This window comes from Streptomyces sp. NPDC048560 (assembly GCF_040650955.1).
GTDB lineage: Bacteria > Actinomycetota > Actinomycetes > Streptomycetales > Streptomycetaceae > Streptomyces.
This window is the reverse complement of sequence record NZ_JBEZIJ010000005.1, coordinates 454,258-472,819: the sequence shown is the minus strand read 5'-3', so window position 1 is coordinate 472,819 and position 18,562 is coordinate 454,258. Positions and strand designations below refer to the sequence as shown.

The window sequence follows — 18,562 nt, the reverse complement described above, 5'->3', positions numbered from 1 at the left end:
TCAGTCACCGGCCTGGATGAGGTTGTTGCGGCCCCGCATCAGAAGCGCGGTGAACGCCATGGCCAGGGCGAACAGGATGAGGGCGACGACGCAGGCGGAGCCGTAGTCGAAGCGCTGGAAGCCGAGGTTGTAGACGAGCTGCGGCAGGGTCAGTGTCGACTTGTCGGGATAGCCGGGCTCGAACTGCTGCCCGGAGCCGCCGATGACACCGGAGGCCACCTTCCCGGCGACCAGGGGCTGTGTGTAGTACTGCATCGCCTGGATCACTCCGGTGACCACGGCGAACAGAACGATCGGTGAGATGTTCGGCAGCGTGACGAAGCGGAACCGCTGCCAGGCGGAGGCGCCGTCCAGCTCGGCGGCCTCGTACTGCTCCTTGGGCACGTCGAGCAGCGCGGCCATGAAGATGACCATCAGGTCGCCGATGCCCCAGACCGCGAGCATGGTGAGCGCCGGCTTCGACCAGCTCGCGTCGTTGAACCAGCCGGGCGTCGGCAGTCCCAGATCGCCGAGGATCGCGTTGACCGGTCCCGTCCCCGGGTTGAGCAGGAAGACGAACGCCAGGGTCGCGGCGACCGGGGGCGCCAGGTAGGGCAGGTAGAACAGGGTGCGGAAGACCCCTGTGGCCGTCTTGATCTTCGTGATCAGCAGTCCGACGCCGATGCCGAACACGACCCGGCAGCTGACCATGACGAGCACCAGCCAGAGCGTGTTGCGCAGCGAGGGCCAGAACATCGGGTAGTCGACGAAGACGTACGACCAGTTGGCCAGTCCGTTGAACTCCGGGGCCGCGAAGCCGTCGTAGTCCGTGAACGAGAAGTAGACGGTCGAGACCATCGGGTACGCGAAGAAGACCGTGAACCCGATCAGCCAGGGTGACATGAAGGCCGCCGTGCGCAGCGCGGACCTCCTGCGCTTCGAGCGGAGCGTGTGCGTGGTCATCGGGGCTACTTGGCCTTCGCGATGTCGGTGTCGATCTGCGCGGCGGTCTTCTCAAGGCCGGCCTTGAGGTCCTTCACCGAACCCTTCTCGTACTGGAAGCCGAAGTCCTGGATGGTCTGCAGGTACGTCGAACCGTTGACCGCGCCGTCGGGGGTGCTGGAACCGGGGTGCTGAGCGATGTCCAGGAAGGTCTTGAAGCGCGGGTCGAACGTGAGGTCCGGGGACTTCAGCGCCTCGAACGTGGAGGGCACGTTGCGGATCCCGTTCGCGAAGTCGACCACGGCCTGCGTGTCGCTCGTCATGAACTTGACCAGCTCCCAGGCGGCGTTCTGCTTGGTGCTGCCCGGGGCGATCCCCATGATCGTGCCCGAGAGGAAGCCCTTGCCGTAGCTGTCGCGCTCGTCGTCCGCGACGGGCATCGGCGCGACACCGATCTCGAACGGCACCTTGGCGTCGGTCGTCATGCCGAGCCGCCACTCACCGTCCAGCTGCATCGCGACCTGGCCGGTGTGGAACGGGTGCTTGGCGCCCCACTCGTCACCGAAGGTGCCGCGGTACTTCTCCAGCTTCCTGTATCCGCCGAGGTCCTCGACCAGCTTCTTCTGGTACGTGAACATCTCGGCGAACGCCGGGTCCTTGGCGATGTTGGACTTGCCGTCCTCGTCGAAGTAGGCGTGCTCCCAGGAGGACTGGTAGTGGTCGGCGACCGTCTCGTAGCCGTGGAAGGTCGGCATGAAGCCGAGCTGCTCGTAGCTGTCGCCCTTCTCGACGGTCAGCTTCTTGGCGACCGCGGCGAGCTCGGACATCGTCTGCGGCGGCTCGGTGACGCCGGCCTTCTCGAAGGCGTCCTTGTTGTAGTAGAGGCCGTACGCGTCGGTGAGCAGGGGCAGCGCGCAGCGCTTGCCCTCGAACTGGGTGTAGTCCAGGAGCACCTTCGGGAACGTCTTCTCCAGGTCCAGCCGCGACTTCTCGATGAACGGCTTCAGATCGGCGAACGCGCCGGACGAACAGAACTTGCCGACGTTCGCGGTGGTGAACGAGGACACCACGTCGGGCCCCTTCGAACCACCCGCGCGCAGCGACTGGTTGAGCTTGTCGTCGTTGATGTTGCCCACGACGTCGACCTTGATGTTCGGGTGGGCCTTCTCGAACCGGGCGATGTTGTCCGTGACGGCCTTGACCTCGGCGGGGGCGCTCCAGCCGTGCCAGAAGTTGATTGTCGTCCTCGCGTTCGGGTCGTCGGTCGCCCCCTGCTCCGCCTGGCCGGTGCAGGCGGTCGCGAGGACCGATATCGCGGCGACGGCGACGGCGGCGGTGGTGGTGGTGGTCGGTCGGCTTCTGCGCATGACAGGACTCCCAGGGACGGGGGAAGGAGAGGGGGAGGGGGGAAGGGCTGGGTGGCGGCGGCTCAGCGAGAGGTGTCGAACACTTCGTCGCGGGTGTCGGCGAGGGCCCGTTCCAGGGCGCCCCGCAGGACGGGGTGGCGTTCGATCTCTCCGAGGACGAGGCGGGGCCGGGACGCGGCGAGCTCGGCGAGCTCCGACTGGATCAGCGAACGCAGCAGGTCGCCGCCCGAGGAGACGAGCTTCCCGGAGAGCACGATCAGCTCCGGGTCGAGCACGGCGGTGACGGAGGCGAGCCCTGTGGCGAGGCGCTGGGCGTACTGCCGCAGCAGCTCGGTGAGCGCCGCGTCGCTCTCGTACGCCTCGGCCGCGCGTGCCAGCAGCCCCGCCGCGACCTCGGCGTACGGCTGGTGCGGGGTGTCGATGCCGAGGGCGGTGGCCATCCTCGGCACCGCCTGGGCGCCCGCCAGTTCCTGGAAGCCGCCGCTGTTGACCTTCACGACCTGGCGTACGAGGGGTGTGCCGGGCACCGGCAGGAAGCCGACCTCGCCCGCGCCGCCGGTCCAGCCGCGGTGCAGCCGCCCGTTGATCACCAGGGCGGCGCCGAGGCCCTCCTCGTTCCACAGCAGGACGAAGTCGTCGTGCCCGCGGGCCGCGCCGAGCCGCTGCTCGGCCACCGCGACGAGGTTCACGTCGTTCTCGTACTCGACCGGCATCGGCAGGAACGCGGCCAGCTCCTCCAGCAGGGTGGGGGAGTGCCAGCCGGGCAGGTGCGAGGCGTAGCGCAGCCGGCCCGTGCCCGGGTCGAAGGCACCCGGGGTGCCGATGACGACGCGGTGCACGTCGGCGCGGGTCAGACCGGCGTCCTTGACCGCGCCGTCCAGGGCGTCGGCTACCTGCCGGACGACACCCGCCGCACGCCTGCCGGGGGTGCGCAGCTCGTACTCCCCGACGGTCTCGCCGGTCACGTCGGCGACCGCCGCGACGATCCGCTCGGCGGTCACGTCGAGTCCCGCCACATGGGCGGCGCGGGCGTTCACGGCGTACAGCTGGGCGCTGGGGCCGGGGCGGCCCTCGCTCGTGCCGGTCACCATGACGAGTCCCGCGGCCTCCAGGCGGGCCAGCAGCTGGGAGGCGGTCGGCTTGGAGAGGCCCGTCAGCTTCCCGATCCTCGTACGGGAGAGGGGGCCGTGCTCCAGGAGCAGGTCGAGGGCGGCCCGGTCGTTCATGGCGCGCAGGACCCGCGGCGTGCCCGGAGTCCCCGGCGTCGTTCCCGCCATGGTGCCCACCTGCCCTCTGTTAGGAAACTTTCCTATTCGTGAGAGGAAGGTATGGCGCAGGTCACCGGACCGTCAATGGCCCGCACCCTCGCGGCTATCAAAGCGTTACCTGGAACACCGCGTACGCCGAAGGGGCGCACCGCATGTGCGGAACGCCCCTCACGTGTGTTCTCCCGCTGCCCGGCCCCGTCCGGCGGCGGCATTTCCTGTCGCGTGGCAGCCGCGCTACTTGGTCAGGTTCGGCGGCGCTATCGGCGTCGCGGCCAGCGACTGCGGCGAGGTCGCCGACGCGTACGCCGAAGGGGCGGCCATGCCGGCCGTCGGGTCCGGCGTGCCGTCCTCGTCCACCATGAGCGGCAGGGTCCCGACCATCCGGATGCCCGCGTCGTCCAGCGCCTGCTTGATGCGCCAGCGGAGCTCGCGCTCCACGGACAGCGCCTTGCCCGGCATCGTCTTCGCCGTGACCCGGACGGTCATCGAGTCCAGCAGCACCGCGTCCAGGCCCAGGACCTCGACCGGGCCCCAGAGGCGCTCGGTCCACGGGTCCTCCTTGGCCATGGCCTCCGCCGCCGAGGTGATCGCCTTGCGGACGTGGTCCAGGTTCTCCGTGGGGCGCACCGTCACATCGACACCGGCCGTCGACCAGCCCTGGCTGAGGTTGCCGATCCGCTTCACCTCGCCGTTGCGGACGTACCAGATCTCACCGTTGTCGCCGCGGAGCTTCGTGACCCGCAGGCCCACCTCGATGACCTCGCCCGAGGCGACACCCGCGTCGACCGTGTCCCCGACGCCGTACTGGTCCTCAAGGATCATGAAGACGCCGGACAGGAAGTCGGTGACCAGGTTGCGCGCCCCGAAGCCGAGCGCGACGCCCGCCACACCGGCGGACGCCAGCAGGGGCGCCAGATTGATCTGGAACGCGCCCAGGATCATCAGGCCCGCCGTGCCGAGGATCAGGAACGACGTCACCGAGCGGAGTACGGACCCGATCGCCTCCGAGCGCTGGCGGCGCCGCTCCGCGTTGACGAGCAGACCGCCGAGGGCGGTGCCCTCCACGGCCTGGGCGCTGCGGTTCATCCGCTCGATGAGGTTGGTCAGGGCGCGGCGGATCACATAGCGCAGCACGATGGCGATCGCCGCGATGAGGAGGATGCGCAGACCGGTGTTCAGCCAGGTGGACCAGTTCTCCTCGACCCAGCCCGCGGCGTTGCCGGCCTGCTCGGCGGCTTCACCCAGCGAACCGGCCGGCTCCGGCGAAGGTGCTGCGGCCAAGAGGGCGGACAAGTACACGGTGGGGACCTCCAGGAGCGGCGACGGGTGACCAACAACAGTAACGAAGCCATGGGAGTGGATCGTTGCCGTGTTCGAGGGAGAGACACGTCTCACCCGGGGATACAGCAGGTGTGGCCGATCGCACCGGGCGTGCGGCCGCCGTGGTCGAGCGCCTGGTACCGGGTGTCACGGCCGTGACCGGCGAGTGGGATGAGAAAAATCCCTCCGGCCCGTTACCGGCACGTGGTGGCGTTTCGACCAGGCATAAGGAGAGACTGAGATCGGATCGTCCCGGCGCGAGCCACGCGCCGCCGGCGTACAAGGAGGCATCCACGTGCCGCACGTCCTGGTTCTCAACGCGTCGTACGAGCCGCTCGGCGTCGTACCGCTCCACCGCGCGCTCGTCCTCGTCCTCGAAAGCAAGGCCGTCTGCCTCGAGGAGTCCGGCGCCTTCATGCACAGTGCCACCCGTGCTGTACCGGCGCCCAGCGTCATCCGCCTCAAGCGGTTCGTGCGGGTCCCCTACCGGGGGCCCGTTCCACTGACCCGGCGCGCGCTCTTCGCCCGGGACGGCGGACGCTGCATGTACTGCGGCGCCGCGGCCACCAGCGTCGACCACGTCATTCCGCGCAGCCGCGGGGGCCAGCACGCCTGGGACAACGTGGTGGCTGCCTGCCGCCGCTGCAACCACGTCAAGGCCGACCGCCACCTGCCCGAGCTGGGATGGCGGCTCCGGCACGCTCCCGCCCCGCCCAGCGGTCTCGCCTGGCGGATCATCGGCACCGGGCACCGGGATCCGCGCTGGCTCCCGTACCTGCAGCCGTTCGGCGCGGACGACGTGCTGGCCAGGATCGACGGCATTTCGGCGTGAGCCGGGCCGGACCGGCCGATCCGGGTCCCGGTCCGGGTCAGCCGGTCCGGCCCGCCCGTCGCCCGGCGGGACAGCGGCAGCGGGCCGGGCCGGTCAGCACCGCTACCGCTCCGCGCCCGCCACCGCGTACGCCTCCACGGACCAGAGCGAGTACCCGAACTCCGTCGCCCGGCCGTCGCCCTGTATCCGGATGAAGCGGGTGTCCTTCGCGTCCATCCGGACCGCTTCGCGCCCGCCCCGGCCCTCGCGGACCGTCGCCGCCGTACGCCAGGTGCGGCCGTCCGCGGAGACCTGGACGCGATAGCGCGAGGCGTAGGCGTCCTGCCAGCGCAGTACCACCTGCCCCAGCCGCACCGGCTCGGGCAGCTCCGTCTGCCACCAGGCGCCGTCCTCCACGGGTGAGGACCAGCGGGTCGCGGGGTCGCCGTCCGTGGCGGCCGCCGCGGGGAAGTCCGGGGTCTCGTCGCCGGACGAGGACGCCGTGCCCGTACGCGCCAGATCGGCGCCCGCCGTACGCGGGAAGGCCCGTACCGTCAGCGTGCTCCGCTCACCACCGAAGCTGAACGGCACCTCGTACTCACCGGCCGGGGTGTCCGCCGGGACCGTGATGTCCACCGGTACGTCGGTGCTGGAACCGCGCGGGACCGTCGTCCGCTTCGGAACCGTCACCTCGATGCCCCTGGGCGCCTCGGCGGTCAGCGCGCCCCGCACCTCGGCGGGGCGGCGCCCGGCCAGCCGCGCCTCGACCCGCTGCGGGCTGCCGCCGATCACCGCGTCCGTCTCGCCGCGTACGAGCGCGAGGCGGGCCGCGGGCTCGTCTCCGAACCAGGGCACGACCGCACGGATCCTCGGGCCTGCCGCTCCCGCGCCACGGCCGGGCAGGAGCGGGGGCGCCGTGCCGGTGAAGGACGGGAAGCCGGCGGGCAGCACGACACGGAGCGCGTCCGCCCGCAGGTCCTTCGTCGTCGCCTGGGTCCAGCCCGAGGAGGACAGCCGGCCGAGGCCGCGCCAGCCCTCGCCCGGCACATGGGCCTGGAGGACCGCGCCGGCCGCGCGGCCTCCCGGGTCCGTCATCACGGTCACGGCGTCCACGGGACGGGTCCTGCCCAGCTGAACGGTGTAGCTGTTCGCGTCCCTGCCGACCGTGCCGGAGTCGCGGTCGGCGCCGTTCCAGCCGTCGGCCTCCTTGCGGACGCGGTCCAGGAACGGGCCGAGCACGCCCTTGCCGACGGTCGCCGCGCCGTCCGCGATCTCCCCGCGCAGGTCCTCCAGTGCCAGCTGCGCCTGCCAGGCGCCCGGCCCGTCACCACGTGCCTGCGCCTGGAGCAGATCGATCGCGAGCTCACCCGCCCGGCCGTACCGGGCCAGCTGCTGCGTCCACGGACGCACTTCGTCGTCCAGCCGTCCGTCCGCCGGGGCGGCCAGCCGGTCAGGGGTCTCCCGCATCACGGTGAACGCCGCCCGCAGCTCGCGCGCCGCGCCGTCACGCACGGTGCCGCTCGCGGACCTGGACGCCCAGAACGCGGTGAGCAGGGGCCGCAGGTAGGCGGACTCGGCGCCGCCGAGCACGGATGTCGCGCTGTTGCCCGCCAGGGCACCGAGCGCGGCCCGGGTACGGGCGTCGCCGCCCGCCAGGTCGTCGATCGCCGCCTGCCAGGACTCCTGCGGCCGGTAGCCCCTCGGGTTCCAGGCGAAGTCCGCGGCCGTGAACAGCGGGATGCGGGACGCGGAGGGCTGCTCCATCGCGTTGGCGATCAGCGCGGCCGAACCGCTCGCGACCGCCGGGTCCCGGCCGGTGTAGGGGCCGAGGAAGATCCGGTCCTGCGCGAAGTCGTTGACCGGGTAGTTGTCCATGGTGACCAGCGGATGACGGAAGGCGGCCCTGGCACCGGCCAGCTCCCGCCCGGTGATGGTCCGCGGTACGACCCCGACCCCGGTCCAGGCCACCTGCACCCGGTCGTCCAGCTCGGCGGCGAGGGCCTTGCGGTAGTCCGTCGATCCGTCCTGGTAGTACTCCGTCGGCATCACCGTCAGCGGCTCCGCCTCCGGGTGGCGCTCCGCGAGATGCCGGTCGACGGCGCTCGCGACGCGCGCCTGCGCCCTGGCCGCGGCCTCCGGGCCGCTGCCGAAGGTGTCCGCGTCGTCCTCGCAGTGCCACTCGCTGTAGCTGACGTCCTGGAACTGGAGCTGGAAGACCCGCACGCCCAGTGCCCACATCGCGTCGATCTTCCGCGTCAGCGCCCTGACGTCCCCGTCCGACGCCATGCACATCGCCTGACCGGGGGAGACGGCCCAGCCGAGTGTCACGTGCTCGGCGCGCGCCTTCGCCGCCAGTGCCCGGAAGTCCGCGCGGCCCTCGGCGGGGTAGGGCTCGCGCCAGCGGGCCTGCCGGTAGGGATCGTCGCCCGCCGCGTACAGGTAGCGGTTCTGCTTGGTGCGCCCCATGAAGGCGATCTGCGCGAGCCGCTCCTCGCGGGTCCACGGCTGCCCGTAGAACCCCTCGGCCGTCCCCCGGACGGCCGTGCCAGGCCAGTCCCGTACGACGGCGCCCGCGACGGCGCCGTCGCGGATCAGCTGGCGCAGCGTCTGGACGGCGTGGAAGAGGCCGTCGCCGCCTACCCCGTCCAGGGCGACGGTGGAGCGCCCGGCGACCTGGCCCGCCGCGATGCGGTAGCCGCCGGCGGGCAGGTCGGCGCGCTCGGGCGCCCGCATGACCCGCAGGGCCTCCAGAGCCCCCGGACCGCCGACGCGCAGGACGGGACCTCGTCCCGGCAGCGTGTCGTGCAGGGTGGTGACGCCCGCGCTGCGCAGCACGCTGCGCAGCGCGTCCACAGCGTACGGATCGGCGCCCGCGTCGGCGACGACAGTGACCTCGGTACCGAGGGGCACCGCCTGTCCGGACGCCTTGATGGTCTGCGGACGCGGCCAGACGGAGGGCAGCCGCGAGTCGTCGACGCGGTCGGGCACGGCGGTCCGGGGTCCGGGCACGACAGGGGCCGCCATCGCGGCGGGGGCGACGGAGCCGAGCAGTCCGCCGATCACGGCGACGGCGACGGCCGTCGCGTGCTTCCTGCGCCCGAACTGCACGTCGCGCCCCTCTCGTCCCGGTGGGATCCGAGCCCACCACCCGGGCGCGAGGGTGTCAATGCGGGTGACCGTTGCGCCAGATATGCCGGGTCGCCCTCCCGCGTATGGCTTGTACGCGTCGTTGCGGGTGGTGCGAGGGGCGCGAGGGCACTGCGGAGGCGGCAGTGAGTGGCCGGAAACGGCCCGTGACCGCCGTTCGGGGGAACGGAATGTGACCTACGGCACGTTGGGCTCGTTGTCATAACGCCTATGTCACGTCCACGTCTGCGGTCGCACCGGCTGGGTAGGTCTGGCGATGTCCTGTTCTCCAACGGCCAGGAGGCCCCCATGCCCGCCGCCGCGCAGCTTCTGCTCTCCGCCCTCTCCAAACAGGTACCGAGCCCCGCGGGTCCTTCCGCACCGACCACCGAGCCGCACCTGACCGACCTCGCGCCTCCGATGATCAGCGAACTGCCGCTCGCCGATGTCTCCCACCTGAGCGTCGAGGCCGCGTTCGCCGACACCGCACCGCTGACCAGCGAGCCGCCGCTCGCCGATGCCACCCCTCTCACGAGCGAGCCACCGCTCGCCGCCGTCGCCCCTCTGACCAGCGAGCCGACCGCCCCCGGCACCGCAGGGGGCATGGAGTCCCCAGGAGTCTGAATGGGCTTGTCCCGGCTCGCCGCACTGCACGGTGTCGCCACCTCCTACTCGCCGTCCCCGGATGTCACGGTGTCCGTCCCCGACGACACGGTCACGGCCGTGCTCGCCGCGCTGGGCGTCGACGCCGGCACTCCCGACGCCGTACGGAGGGCGCTGGACGCCGCGGAATCGGCGGCGGTTTCACGCCTGCTCCCGCCGACGGTGGTGGTCTGGTCGGGAGAGCCGCTGCCGGCCGCCCTGACTGCTCTGCCGCCGGACACGACGCTCACGATCGAGCTGGAGCCCGCCCCCGGGACGGCCGCCACGCCCCCGGAGCCCCTGACCGGGGTGGCGAACCCGACGGCGCGCCAGGCGCCTGCCGATTCCGCCGGGTCCGCCGACGGCCCTCCTTCCGGGATCCCCGGCTGGTGGAGTGAGCCACCCCTCGGGGTCCACCGGCTGTCCGCGCGCACCCCGGACAACAGGCACGCCGCCGCCACGCTCGTCGTCGCCCCGCCCCGCGCCCCGCAGCCGCCCGCCCGGGTCCACGGCTTCCTCGTCCAGCTGTACTCCCTGCTCTCCGCCCGGTCCTGGGGCATGGGCGACCTCGGTGACCTGGCCGACCTCGCCGCCTGGTCCGGCCGGAGCCTCGGGGCCGGATTCGTCCAGGTCAACCCGCTCCACGCCGCCGTACCTGGCGCGCCCACCGACCCCTCCCCCTACCGCCCCTCCTCGCGCCGCTTCCCCGACCCCGTCCATCTGCACATCGAGTCGGTGCCCGAGTACGGGCACGTCAGGGACCGTGCGGCCCTGGACGACTTCCGCCAGGACGCCGCCGGGCTCTCCGAGGCCGTGCTCAGCAAGGGCGCCCTGATCGACCGGGACGCCGTCTGGGAGCTCAAGCGGCAGGCCCTGGAGCTCATCCACGAGGTGCCGCTGACCCCCGGCCGCCGGGCCGCGTACTGCGACTTCCTGGCCGGACAGGGGCGGGCGCTGGAGGACCACGCCCTGTGGTGCGCCCTGGCCGAGGCGCACGGTTCCGACTGGCACTCCTGGCCCGAGGGTCTGCGGGACCCGCGTTCCCCGCAGACCGCCAGGGCCCGCGCCGAGCTGCTGGACCGGGTCGACTTCCACTCCTGGCTCGCCTGGCTCACCGCCACGCAGCTCGCCGCCGCCCAGCAGGCCGCGCGGGACGCCGGGATGGCCGTCGGGATCGTCCACGACCTGGCGGTGGGCGTGCACCCGGCAGGCGCCGACACCTGGTCCCAGCAGGACGCCTTCGCCCACGGGATGTCGGTCGGCGCGCCACCGGACGCGTTCAACGCGCGCGGCCAGGACTGGGGGCTGCCGCCGTGGCGCCCCGACGCGCTCGCCGCCTCGGCCTACGCCCCCTACCGCGGACTCCTGCGCGGCCTCCTCGCCCACGCGGGCGCCCTGCGCATCGACCATGTGATGGGGCTGTTCCGGCTCTGGTGGGTGCCCGAGGGGCGTCCGCCCACCGAGGGCACGTACGTCGGCCAGGACGCCGAGGCCATGCTCGCCGTGCTCGTCCTGGAGGCGCACCGGGCCGGTGCCGTCGTCATAGGGGAGGACCTCGGGACCGTCGAGCCCGGTGTGCGGGAGGTCCTCGCCCGGCGCGGTGTGCTCGGCACCTCCGTGCTCTGGTTCGAGCGCGACTGGGACGGTACGGGCGAGCCCCTGCCCCCGGAGCGGTGGCGCCGGGACTGCCTGGCCACGGCCACCACCCACGACCTGCCCTCCACCGCCGCCCGGCTGACGGGGGACCACGTGACGCTCCGCCACCGTCTGGGGCTGCTCACCCGCCCGCTGGAGCAGGAGCTGACCGAGGACGCCACGGAGACCGCCGAGTGGATGGCGTACCTCGCCCGGCTCCGTCTCCTGCCCGAGGGCGAGGGCGACGAGGAGGCCGCGATCCGCGCCGTGCACCGCTTCCTGCTGCTCACCCCGGCCCGGATGACCGGGGTATGGCTCCCCGACACGGTGGGGGACCGCCGCCCGCAGAACCTGCCGGGGACCTGGGACCAGTACCCCAACTGGCGCCTGCCCATCGCCGATGCCGAGGGTCACCCGGTCACCCTGGAGGAGCTCGCCGCGTCGCCCAGACTGCACCGGCTGATGGAGGTGCTGAGACCCCGCCCGGAGCATCCGGGGTCCCCTACGGCACCCCCGGGCGCGCGCCTCCCGTAGCCGTTCGCTACGTTTGCACCGTGGACAAGAAGAACGCTATGCGCGCCGGCGCCGTCGCAGCCGGTACGACGCTGATGATGCTGCTCATGTCGTCGCCCGCGCTCGCTCTCACCCGCGACGACGGTGACGACCCGGGCTCCGGCCTGAGCGTGATGGATACGATCGGGCTGTACGTCGTGGCACCCATCGCCCTCTTCGCGGTGATCGTGGGTCTCGTCATGGTCCTCGACAAGTCCAAGAAGACGGTCTAGAAGCTCTTCCCGAGTGCACCGCCGGTACCGGGTACCGCGCGGTGCACCGGCATGTCCGGGCACCTTCATGACGCCGGGTAGGTTGCGCCCATGACCGAGTGGGACGTCAAGAAGCTCCGCATCCTGCGCACCCTGCGCGACCGGGGCACCGTGACCGCGACCGCCGAGGCCCTGCTGATGACCCCGTCGGCCGTCTCCCAGCAGCTCAGCAACCTGGCCGGACAGCTCGGCGTCCCCCTCCTCGAAGCCCAGGGCCGGCGGGTGCGCCTCACCGACGCCGCCCATCTGGTCCTGCGCCACGCCGAGGCCGTCTTCGCCCAGTTGGAGCGCGCCGACGCCGAACTCGCCGGCTATCTGCGCGGCGAGGCGGGCGAGGTCCGGGTCGGCGCCTTCTCGACGGCCGTGCCCGCCCTGGTCGTACCGGCGGTCCGCCTCCTGCGCGCCGAGGACCGCCCGGGTCCCGAGGTGCGGGTGCGGGAGGCGGAGGCGGCAGAGGCGTACGAGCTCCTCTCCTGCGGTGACGTGGACCTGGCCCTGTCCCTCGCGGCGCACGCCCCCACCGCGCGCGACCCCCGTTTCGCCCTCGTCCCGCTCCTCGCCGACCCCCTGGACGTGGCACTGCCGACCGACCACCGCCTTGCCGCGGCCCCCGGCCTGCGCCTGGCCGACCTGTCGTCCGAACCGTGGATCTTCGGAGGTTCGGGACCCTGGTCGGAGATCACGACGGCCGCGTGCGAAGCCGCGGGCTTCGTACCCGAGCAGGCCCACAGCGCCTCCGGCTGGAGCGCGATCCTCGCCATGGTCGAGGCGGGCATGGGGATCGCGCTGATCCCCCGGATGGCGTCGGGGGAGCGCAGTGACGGCGTCGTGATGCGGGTCCTCGATGCGGACCAGCCGCGCCGCCATGTGGTGGCGGCGGTGCGTCAGGGGGCGGAGAGCGGCCCGGCGGTGGCCCGGGTCCTGGGCGCCCTGCGGACAGTGGCCGGGCATTACCGTTAAGTTCAGCTGAACGAACCGTGCGGAAACTTTCGATGGACCTGATGGGTTGGTCGGCGCGACAGTCATCACATGACCTTCGACGTGAGCGAGACCGCATTCCAGGACGACGACCCCCACGCCAACGACGCGGCCCCTTACGGCGGCGGCGACCCGTACGCCGACTACCGCACCGCCACCGGCCTCCCCTTCACCGACCTCGTCGACCTCGCGGACCGCCGTCTCGGGGCGGGCGTGATCGCCGCCAACGACGAGTTCTTCGCCGAGCGCGAGAACCTCCTCATCCGCGAACGCGCCGTCTTCGACCCGGAGCGCTTCGGGCACAAGGGCAAGATCATGGACGGCTGGGAGACCCGCCGCCGGCGTGGCGCCGACGCAGCGCATCCCTTCCCCGCTCCCCAGGAGCACGACTGGGCCATCGTCCGGTTCGGCGCCCCCGGTGTCATCCGCGGTCTGATAGTGGACACCGCCCACTTCCGCGGCAACTACCCGCAGCGCGTCTCGGTCCAGGCGACGGCCGTCACCGGCTCGCCCGGCCCCGCCGAACTCCTCGCCGACGACGTGAAGTGGGAGGAGATCGTCGCGCCGACCCCCGTACGCGGCCACGCCGCCAACGCCTTCGAGATCACCGGCGGCCGCCGCTACACCCACGTCCGGCTCTGCCAGCACCCCGACGGAGGCATCGCCCGCCTCCGCGTCCACGGCGACGTCGTCCCCGACCCGGCCTGGCTCGCGGCCCTCGGCACGATCGACCTGATCTCGATCCTGAACGGCGGCACGTACGAGGACGCCTCGGACCGCTTCTACTCCTCCCCGGCGCAGATCATCCTCCCCGGCACCTCCCGCAAGATGGACGACGGCTGGGAGAACCGCCGCCGCAGGGTCCGCGACACGAACGACTGGGTCCGCTTCCGCCTGCCCGCCCAGGGCGCCGTCCGCGCGGTCGAGATCGACACCGCCTACCTCAAGGGCAACGCGGCCGGCTGGATCGCCCTCCAGGGCCGCAACGGAGAGACGGGCGAATGGTTCGAGATCATCCCCCGCACGAAGCTCCAGCCCGACACCCCGCACCGCTTCGTCCTGCGCGCCCAGGCCGTGGTCACCCACGTCCGCCTCGACGCGTTCCCCGACGGCGGGGTGGCCCGTATGCGCCTGCACGGCTCCCTGACCGAGTCGGGCACCGCGGAACTGACCCGCCGCTACGAGGAGTCGGGCGCGTAAGCCCCTCCTCCCTCACTCCCGCCCGTCGGACGGCTGCGCAAGGCGCCCGCCCGACGGGCGGTTTCCATTCGCGTACGCGTGGGGCGGCTGGGACTAACCCTGGGAGCACGGGCGTTGGTGAATCGCGGAAGCGACGCAAGTCGGCAGAAGCGAATCCCTGAAGGGTGTCCCATGCTGCGAGTCAAGGCCTTCGATCATCTGGTGCTCAATGTGCAGGACGTCGAGCGGGCACTGGAGTTCTACTGCGGGCCGCTGGGTCTCGAACCCGTACGGGTGGAGGAGTGGCGGGCAGGGAAGGCGCCGTTCCCGTCGGTGCGGGTCAGTCCCGTGACCATCATCGATCTGCTCGACCGCCCCCGTGGCACGTCCAACGTCGACCACATCTGTCTCGTCGTCGAGCCGCTGGACTGGCAGGAGGTGATCGACTCGGGCACGCTCACCGTGCTGGAGGGGCCCGCCGGGCGTTTCGGGGCCCGTGGCGAGGCGCAGTCGGTCTACGTCCAGGATCCGGACGGCAACACCGTGGAGCTGCGCTGGTATCCGCAGGACGCCGACGTTGACGCCGACGCCGACGGCACGGAGTAGGCGGACGTGGACGAGGGGGCGCCACAAACCGTGGCGCCCCCTCACCGTTCGGTCGGTGCCGGTCAGGCGGTCGCCGCCGCGGCGTCGGCCGCCTGGGCCTTCAGCGCGCGCTCGACGCCCGCGCGGGACTCCGACATCAGCCGGCGCAGGGCCGCGTTCGGCTCGGCGGTCGCGAGCCAGGCGTCCGTCGCGTCCAGCGTGGCCTGCGAGACCTGGAACGACGGGTACAGGCCGACCGCGATCTGCTGGGCCATCTCATGGCTCCGCGAGTCCCAGACGTCCTTGACCGTCTCGAAGAACTTCTCCGTGTACGGGGCCAGCAGCTCGCGCTGGTCCGTCTGGACGAAGCCGCTGATCACGGCCTCCTGGAGGGAGTTCGGCAGCTTGTCGGACTCGACGACCGAGGCCCAGGCCTCCGCCTTCGCCTCCGCCCTCGGCTGCGCCGCGCGCGCGGACGCCGCGTGGCGCTCGCCCGCCGCCGTCCTGTCGCGCTCGTACTCGGCGGCGATCTCCTCCTCGTCGTGCAGGCCGGTCGCGGCGAGCCGCTCCACGAACGCCCAGCGCAGCTCGGTGTCGACGGCCAGGCCCTCGATCGTCTCCGTGCCGTCCAGAAGGGCCTGCAGCAGGTCCAGCTGGACCGGCGTGCGGGCCGTGGCCGCGAAGGCGCGGGCCCAGGCAAGCTGGTGGTCACTGCCCGGCTCCGCCGCACGCAGATGGGCCAGCGTGGCGTCCGTCCACTGCGTCAGGGCCGCCTCGCGGGCCTCCGGCGCCGCGTAGAGGTCCAGGGCCAGCTTCACCTGACGGTGCAGCGACTGGACGACGCCGATGTCCGACTCCTTGCCGATGCCCGAGAGGACGAGGGAGAGGTAGTCGCGCGTCGCCAGCTCGCCGTCGCGGGTCATGTCCCAGGCCGAGGCCCAGCTCAGGGCACGCGGCAGGGACTCGGCGAAGTCGCCCAGGTGCGCGGTGACGACGCGCAGCGACTCCTCGTCGAGGCGGACCTTCGCGTACGAGAGGTCGTCGTCGTTGAGGAGGATGACCGCCGGGCGGGCGGTGTCCGCCGGGAACGGCACGGTCGTGCGCTCGCCGTCGACGTCCAGCTCGATCCGGCTCGTACGGACCAGCTTCCCGGCCTCGTCGAGGTCGTAGCAGCCCACCGCGATCCGGTGCGGACGCAGCGTGGGCTCGCCCTTCGCGCCCGCGGGGAGCGCGGGGGCCTCCTGGAGGACGGTGAAGGACGTGACGTGACCGTTCTCGTCCGTCTCGATCTCCGGGCGCAGGATGTTGATCCCCGCCGTCTCCAGCCACAGCTTCGACCAGGTCTTCAGGTCACGGCCGGAGGTCTTCTCCAGCGCGCCCAGCAGGTCGGACAGCTGGGTGTTCCCGAAGGCGTGCGCCTTGAAGTACGCCTGCACGCCCTGGAAGAACGCGTCCATGCCGACGTACGCCACGAGCTGCTTCAGGACCGAGGCGCCCTTCGCGTACGTGATCCCGTCGAAGTTGACGAGGACGTCGTCGAGGTCGCTGATGTCCGCCATGATCGGGTGCGTGGACGGCAGCTGGTCCTGGCGGTACGCCCACGTCTTCATGGAGTTGGCGAACGTGGTCCAGGAGTGCGGCCACCTGGAGCCCTCGGCGTACGCCTGGCAGGCGATCGAGGTGTACGTGGCGAACGACTCGTTCAGCCACAGGTCGTTCCACCACTCCATGGTGACGAGGTCGCCGAACCACATGTGGGCCAGCTCGTGCAGGATGGTCTCCGCACGGACCTCGTACGCCGCGTCCGTCACCTTCGAACGGAACACGTACTGGTCGCGGATCGTCACCGCGCCCGCGTTCTCCATCGCGCCCGCGTTGAACTCCGGGACGAAGAGCTGGTCGTACTTGGCGAAGGGGTACGCGTAGTCGAACTTCTCCTGGAACCAGTCGAAGCCCTGCCGCGTGACCGCGAAGATGTCGTCCGCGTCGAGGTACTCGGCGAGCGACGGGCGGCAGTAGATGCCGAGCGGAACGATCTGGCCGTCCTTCTCGTACGTGCTGTGCACCGCGTGGTACGGGCCGGCGATCAGCGCCGTGATGTACGTCGAGATGCGGGGGGTCGGCTCGAAGACCCAGAGGTCGTCCGTGGGCTCGGGCGTCGGCGAGTTGGAGATCACGGTCCAGCCGGCCGGGGCCTTCACGCTGAACCGGAAGGTCGCCTTCAGGTCGGGCTGCTCGAAGCTCGCGAACACCCGGCGCGCGTCCGGGACCTCGAACTGGGTGTAGAGGTACGCCTGCTCGTCGACCGGGTCGACGAAGCGGTGCAGGCCCTCGCCGGTGTTGGTGTACGCGCAGTCGGCGACGACCTTCAGCTCGTTGGGGCCCGCGTGCAGGTGCTTCAGTGCGATGCGCGAGTCGCGGAAGACGGCGGCGACGTCCTGCGCCTTGCCGTTCAGCACCACCTCGTGCACGGCCGGGGCGACCAGGTCGATGAAGGTCTCCGCGCCGGCTTCGGCGGAGTCGAAGCGCACGGTGGTGACGGACCGGTAGGAGCCACCCTCCTGCGCTCCGGAGAGGTCGAGATCGATCTCGTACGCGTCCACGGTCAGCAGGCGCGCCCGCTCCTGTGCCTCTTCGCGGGTCAGATTCGTGCCAGGCACGCGGTCATCTCCTTGATATGCGAGTTTTTGGTCATCCTTCCATGGGAGATGGGCGAAGCGCGATGTCCGTTTTCCGCCGGACTCCCGGGGAGGGCCGCGCGACCCTCGAACCATGAACCGCTACCAGGCACGTCCCATCGGACCGACCGCACTCGAAGAGCTCCGCAGGACGGACGATGCGGGCCGGCCGTGTGTCCCGTACACCGCCACGGAGGCGGGCGATCCGCTCCGCTGCTGTCTGCGGGGCGCGGAACCGGGGGAGCGCATCGCGCTCGTCTCGTACGCGCCCCTGCGCCGCTGGGCGGCCACGCACTGGGCGAAGCCCGGGGCGTACGACGAGCAGGGGCCGGTCTTCATCCATGCCGAGGAGTGCGGGGGGCCGGTGGCCGAGGGGGAGGGGTATCCGTTCTCACGGGCCGGTGCGCTGCGGGTGGTGCGGCGTTACAGCGCGGAGGGCCGGATCGTCGGCGGGCGGCTGCTGGAGATCCCCGTCGAGGAGGAGCACGGGTTCGACAGCGCGTTCGCCGAGGCGTTCGCGGACCCGGAAGTGGCGCTGGTGCACGTGCGGGCGGTGGAGTACGGGTGCTTCCACTTCGAGGTGCGGCGCGGGTAGGACAGGGTGCCGTCTTTAGGGTAGCCAGGTTGATCCTACTGCGGGTAGCATAGCAAGCATGAAGATCAGTGTGAGCTTGCCGCAGGAGGATGTCGCCTTCGTCGACGAGTACGCCGCGAAGACCGAGGCGGATTCCCGGTCGGCGGTGATCCACGCCGCGATCGAGCTGCTGCGCGAGGCCGGGCTCGAAGCGGAGTACACCGAGGCGTTCGAGGAATGGGACGCGAGCGAGGACGCAGCCCTCTGGGACCGCACGGTCGGGGACGGAATCGCCGATGCGTAGAGGTGACATCCACCTGGTCGATCTCGAACCTGCCAGGGGCAGCGAGGCCAACAAGGTCAGACCTGCCGTGATCGTGTCCAACAACGCCGCCAACCAGTCTGCCGAGTCGAACGGCCGCGGTGTGATCACTGTCGTGCCCCTGACGTCGAACACGGCACGTGTTCTCACGTTCCAGGCGCTCCTCAGGTCTGCGGAGAGCGGGTTGCCCAGGGACTCGAAGGTCCAGTGCGAGCAGATCCGGGCAGTCGCCCTGGAGCGCGTACTGGAACGCATCGGTACCGTCCCGCGCCGGCGCATGACCGAGATCGACACGGCGCTTCGGCGGCACCTCGCCCTCTGACCCGACAGGC

The 18,562-nt window shown here is 71.7% G+C and carries 16 protein-coding genes; 10 read left to right on the top strand and 6 right to left on the bottom strand.

Annotated features, from left to right (window positions below; genetic code table 11):
• From AB0C82_RS17110 to AB0C82_RS17095, 4 genes are all read right to left on the bottom strand, one after another.
• Entirely contained in the window at positions 1-942 is a 942-nt protein-coding gene (locus AB0C82_RS17110; RefSeq protein WP_362842008.1) for a sugar ABC transporter permease, read from the bottom strand.
• Between the two features lie 5 nt (positions 943-947).
• The gene (locus AB0C82_RS17105; RefSeq protein ID WP_362842005.1) at positions 948-2,288 is read right to left on the bottom strand and encodes an ABC transporter substrate-binding protein; all 1,341 of its coding nucleotides are present in this window, start codon (positions 2,286-2,288) and stop codon (positions 948-950) included.
• A 62-nt stretch (positions 2,289-2,350) separates the two neighbouring features.
• Positions 2,351-3,565, bottom strand: a complete 1,215-nt coding sequence (locus AB0C82_RS17100) for an ROK family transcriptional regulator (protein ID WP_362842002.1) — start codon at positions 3,563-3,565, stop codon at positions 2,351-2,353.
• 225 nt (positions 3,566-3,790) lie between these two features.
• A complete protein-coding gene (locus tag AB0C82_RS17095; protein WP_362841999.1) occupies positions 3,791-4,855 on the bottom strand; it encodes a mechanosensitive ion channel family protein in 1,065 nt (354 codons plus the stop codon).
• 316 nt (positions 4,856-5,171) lie between these two features.
• Between AB0C82_RS17095 and AB0C82_RS17090 the strand changes: the two genes are divergently transcribed.
• Positions 5,172-5,708, top strand: coding sequence for an HNH endonuclease (locus AB0C82_RS17090; protein ID WP_362841997.1), 537 nt, complete (start codon positions 5,172-5,174; stop codon positions 5,706-5,708).
• A 102-nt stretch (positions 5,709-5,810) separates the two neighbouring features.
• On the opposite strand, the gene AB0C82_RS17085 is transcribed toward AB0C82_RS17090, so the two are convergent.
• Positions 5,811-8,795, bottom strand: a complete 2,985-nt coding sequence (locus AB0C82_RS17085; RefSeq protein ID WP_362841994.1) for a beta-N-acetylglucosaminidase domain-containing protein — start codon at positions 8,793-8,795, stop codon at positions 5,811-5,813.
• Between the two features lie 327 nt (positions 8,796-9,122).
• On the opposite strand from AB0C82_RS17085, the gene AB0C82_RS17080 reads away from it, so the two are divergent.
• The 6 genes from AB0C82_RS17080 (at position 9,123) to AB0C82_RS17055 (ending at position 14,677) form a co-directional block, all read left to right on the top strand.
• Positions 9,123-9,437 (top strand): hypothetical protein, encoded by a 315-nt coding sequence (locus AB0C82_RS17080; RefSeq protein WP_362841992.1) that lies wholly within the window; start codon positions 9,123-9,125, stop codon positions 9,435-9,437.
• Positions 9,438-11,624 (top strand): 4-alpha-glucanotransferase, encoded by a 2,187-nt coding sequence (gene malQ / locus AB0C82_RS17075; protein ID WP_362841989.1) that lies wholly within the window; start codon positions 9,438-9,440, stop codon positions 11,622-11,624.
• 20 nt (positions 11,625-11,644) lie between these two features.
• Positions 11,645-11,875: a hypothetical protein gene (locus AB0C82_RS17070; RefSeq protein ID WP_362841986.1), complete on the top strand. Its 231-nt coding sequence runs from the start codon at positions 11,645-11,647 to the stop codon at positions 11,873-11,875.
• A 90-nt stretch (positions 11,876-11,965) separates the two neighbouring features.
• Complete coding sequence (locus AB0C82_RS17065; RefSeq protein WP_362841983.1) at positions 11,966-12,874, top strand: LysR substrate-binding domain-containing protein; 909 nt, start codon at positions 11,966-11,968, stop codon at positions 12,872-12,874.
• Positions 12,875-12,943: 69 nt separating this feature from the next.
• On the top strand, positions 12,944-14,092 hold the full coding sequence (gene alc / locus AB0C82_RS17060; protein ID WP_362841980.1) for an allantoicase: 1,149 nt from the start codon (positions 12,944-12,946) through the stop codon (positions 14,090-14,092).
• Between the two features lie 174 nt (positions 14,093-14,266).
• Positions 14,267-14,677, top strand: a complete 411-nt coding sequence (locus AB0C82_RS17055) for a VOC family protein (protein WP_362842109.1) — start codon at positions 14,267-14,269, stop codon at positions 14,675-14,677.
• Positions 14,678-14,739: 62 nt separating this feature from the next.
• Here the strand turns inward: AB0C82_RS17055 and pepN are convergent, their stop codons facing one another.
• A complete protein-coding gene (gene pepN / locus AB0C82_RS17050; protein WP_362841977.1) occupies positions 14,740-17,316 on the bottom strand; it encodes an aminopeptidase N in 2,577 nt (858 codons plus the stop codon).
• Between the two features lie 112 nt (positions 17,317-17,428).
• On the opposite strand from pepN, the gene AB0C82_RS17045 reads away from it, so the two are divergent.
• The 3 genes from AB0C82_RS17045 to AB0C82_RS17035 are packed head-to-tail and all read left to right on the top strand — an operon-like array spanning position 17,429 to position 18,552.
• Positions 17,429-17,929, top strand: coding sequence for a DUF1203 domain-containing protein (locus AB0C82_RS17045; protein WP_362841974.1), 501 nt, complete (start codon positions 17,429-17,431; stop codon positions 17,927-17,929).
• Positions 17,930-17,987: 58 nt separating this feature from the next.
• Positions 17,988-18,212, top strand: a complete 225-nt coding sequence (locus AB0C82_RS17040) for a ribbon-helix-helix domain-containing protein (RefSeq protein WP_362841971.1) — start codon at positions 17,988-17,990, stop codon at positions 18,210-18,212.
• The gene (locus AB0C82_RS17035) at positions 18,205-18,552 is read left to right on the top strand and encodes a type II toxin-antitoxin system PemK/MazF family toxin (RefSeq protein WP_362841968.1); all 348 of its coding nucleotides are present in this window, start codon (positions 18,205-18,207) and stop codon (positions 18,550-18,552) included. Before AB0C82_RS17040 ends, AB0C82_RS17035 begins: the two co-directional genes overlap by 8 nt.
• The last annotated feature ends 10 nt before the right edge of the window (positions 18,553-18,562 follow it).

What these genes read in the sequence shown, in the direction of transcription:
- malQ (WP_362841989.1), top strand. Translation starts at nt 9,438, where the DNA reads ATGGGCTTGTCCCGGCTCGCCGCACTGCACGGTGTCGCCACCTCCTAC.
- alc (WP_362841980.1), top strand. Translation starts at nt 12,944, where the DNA reads ATGACCTTCGACGTGAGCGAGACCGCATTCCAGGACGACGACCCCCAC.
- AB0C82_RS17110 (WP_362842008.1), bottom strand. Translation starts at nt 942, where the DNA reads ATGACCACGCACACGCTCCGCTCGAAGCGCAGGAGGTCCGCGCTGCGC.
- AB0C82_RS17100 (WP_362842002.1), bottom strand. Translation starts at nt 3,565, where the DNA reads ATGGCGGGAACGACGCCGGGGACTCCGGGCACGCCGCGGGTCCTGCGC.
- AB0C82_RS17040 (WP_362841971.1), top strand. Translation starts at nt 17,988, where the DNA reads ATGAAGATCAGTGTGAGCTTGCCGCAGGAGGATGTCGCCTTCGTCGAC.
- AB0C82_RS17080 (WP_362841992.1), top strand. Translation starts at nt 9,123, where the DNA reads ATGCCCGCCGCCGCGCAGCTTCTGCTCTCCGCCCTCTCCAAACAGGTA.
- AB0C82_RS17065 (WP_362841983.1), top strand. Translation starts at nt 11,966, where the DNA reads ATGACCGAGTGGGACGTCAAGAAGCTCCGCATCCTGCGCACCCTGCGC.
- AB0C82_RS17045 (WP_362841974.1), top strand. Translation starts at nt 17,429, where the DNA reads ATGAACCGCTACCAGGCACGTCCCATCGGACCGACCGCACTCGAAGAG.
- AB0C82_RS17105 (WP_362842005.1), bottom strand. Translation starts at nt 2,288, where the DNA reads ATGCGCAGAAGCCGACCGACCACCACCACCACCGCCGCCGTCGCCGTC.
- AB0C82_RS17035 (WP_362841968.1), top strand. Translation starts at nt 18,205, where the DNA reads ATGCGTAGAGGTGACATCCACCTGGTCGATCTCGAACCTGCCAGGGGC.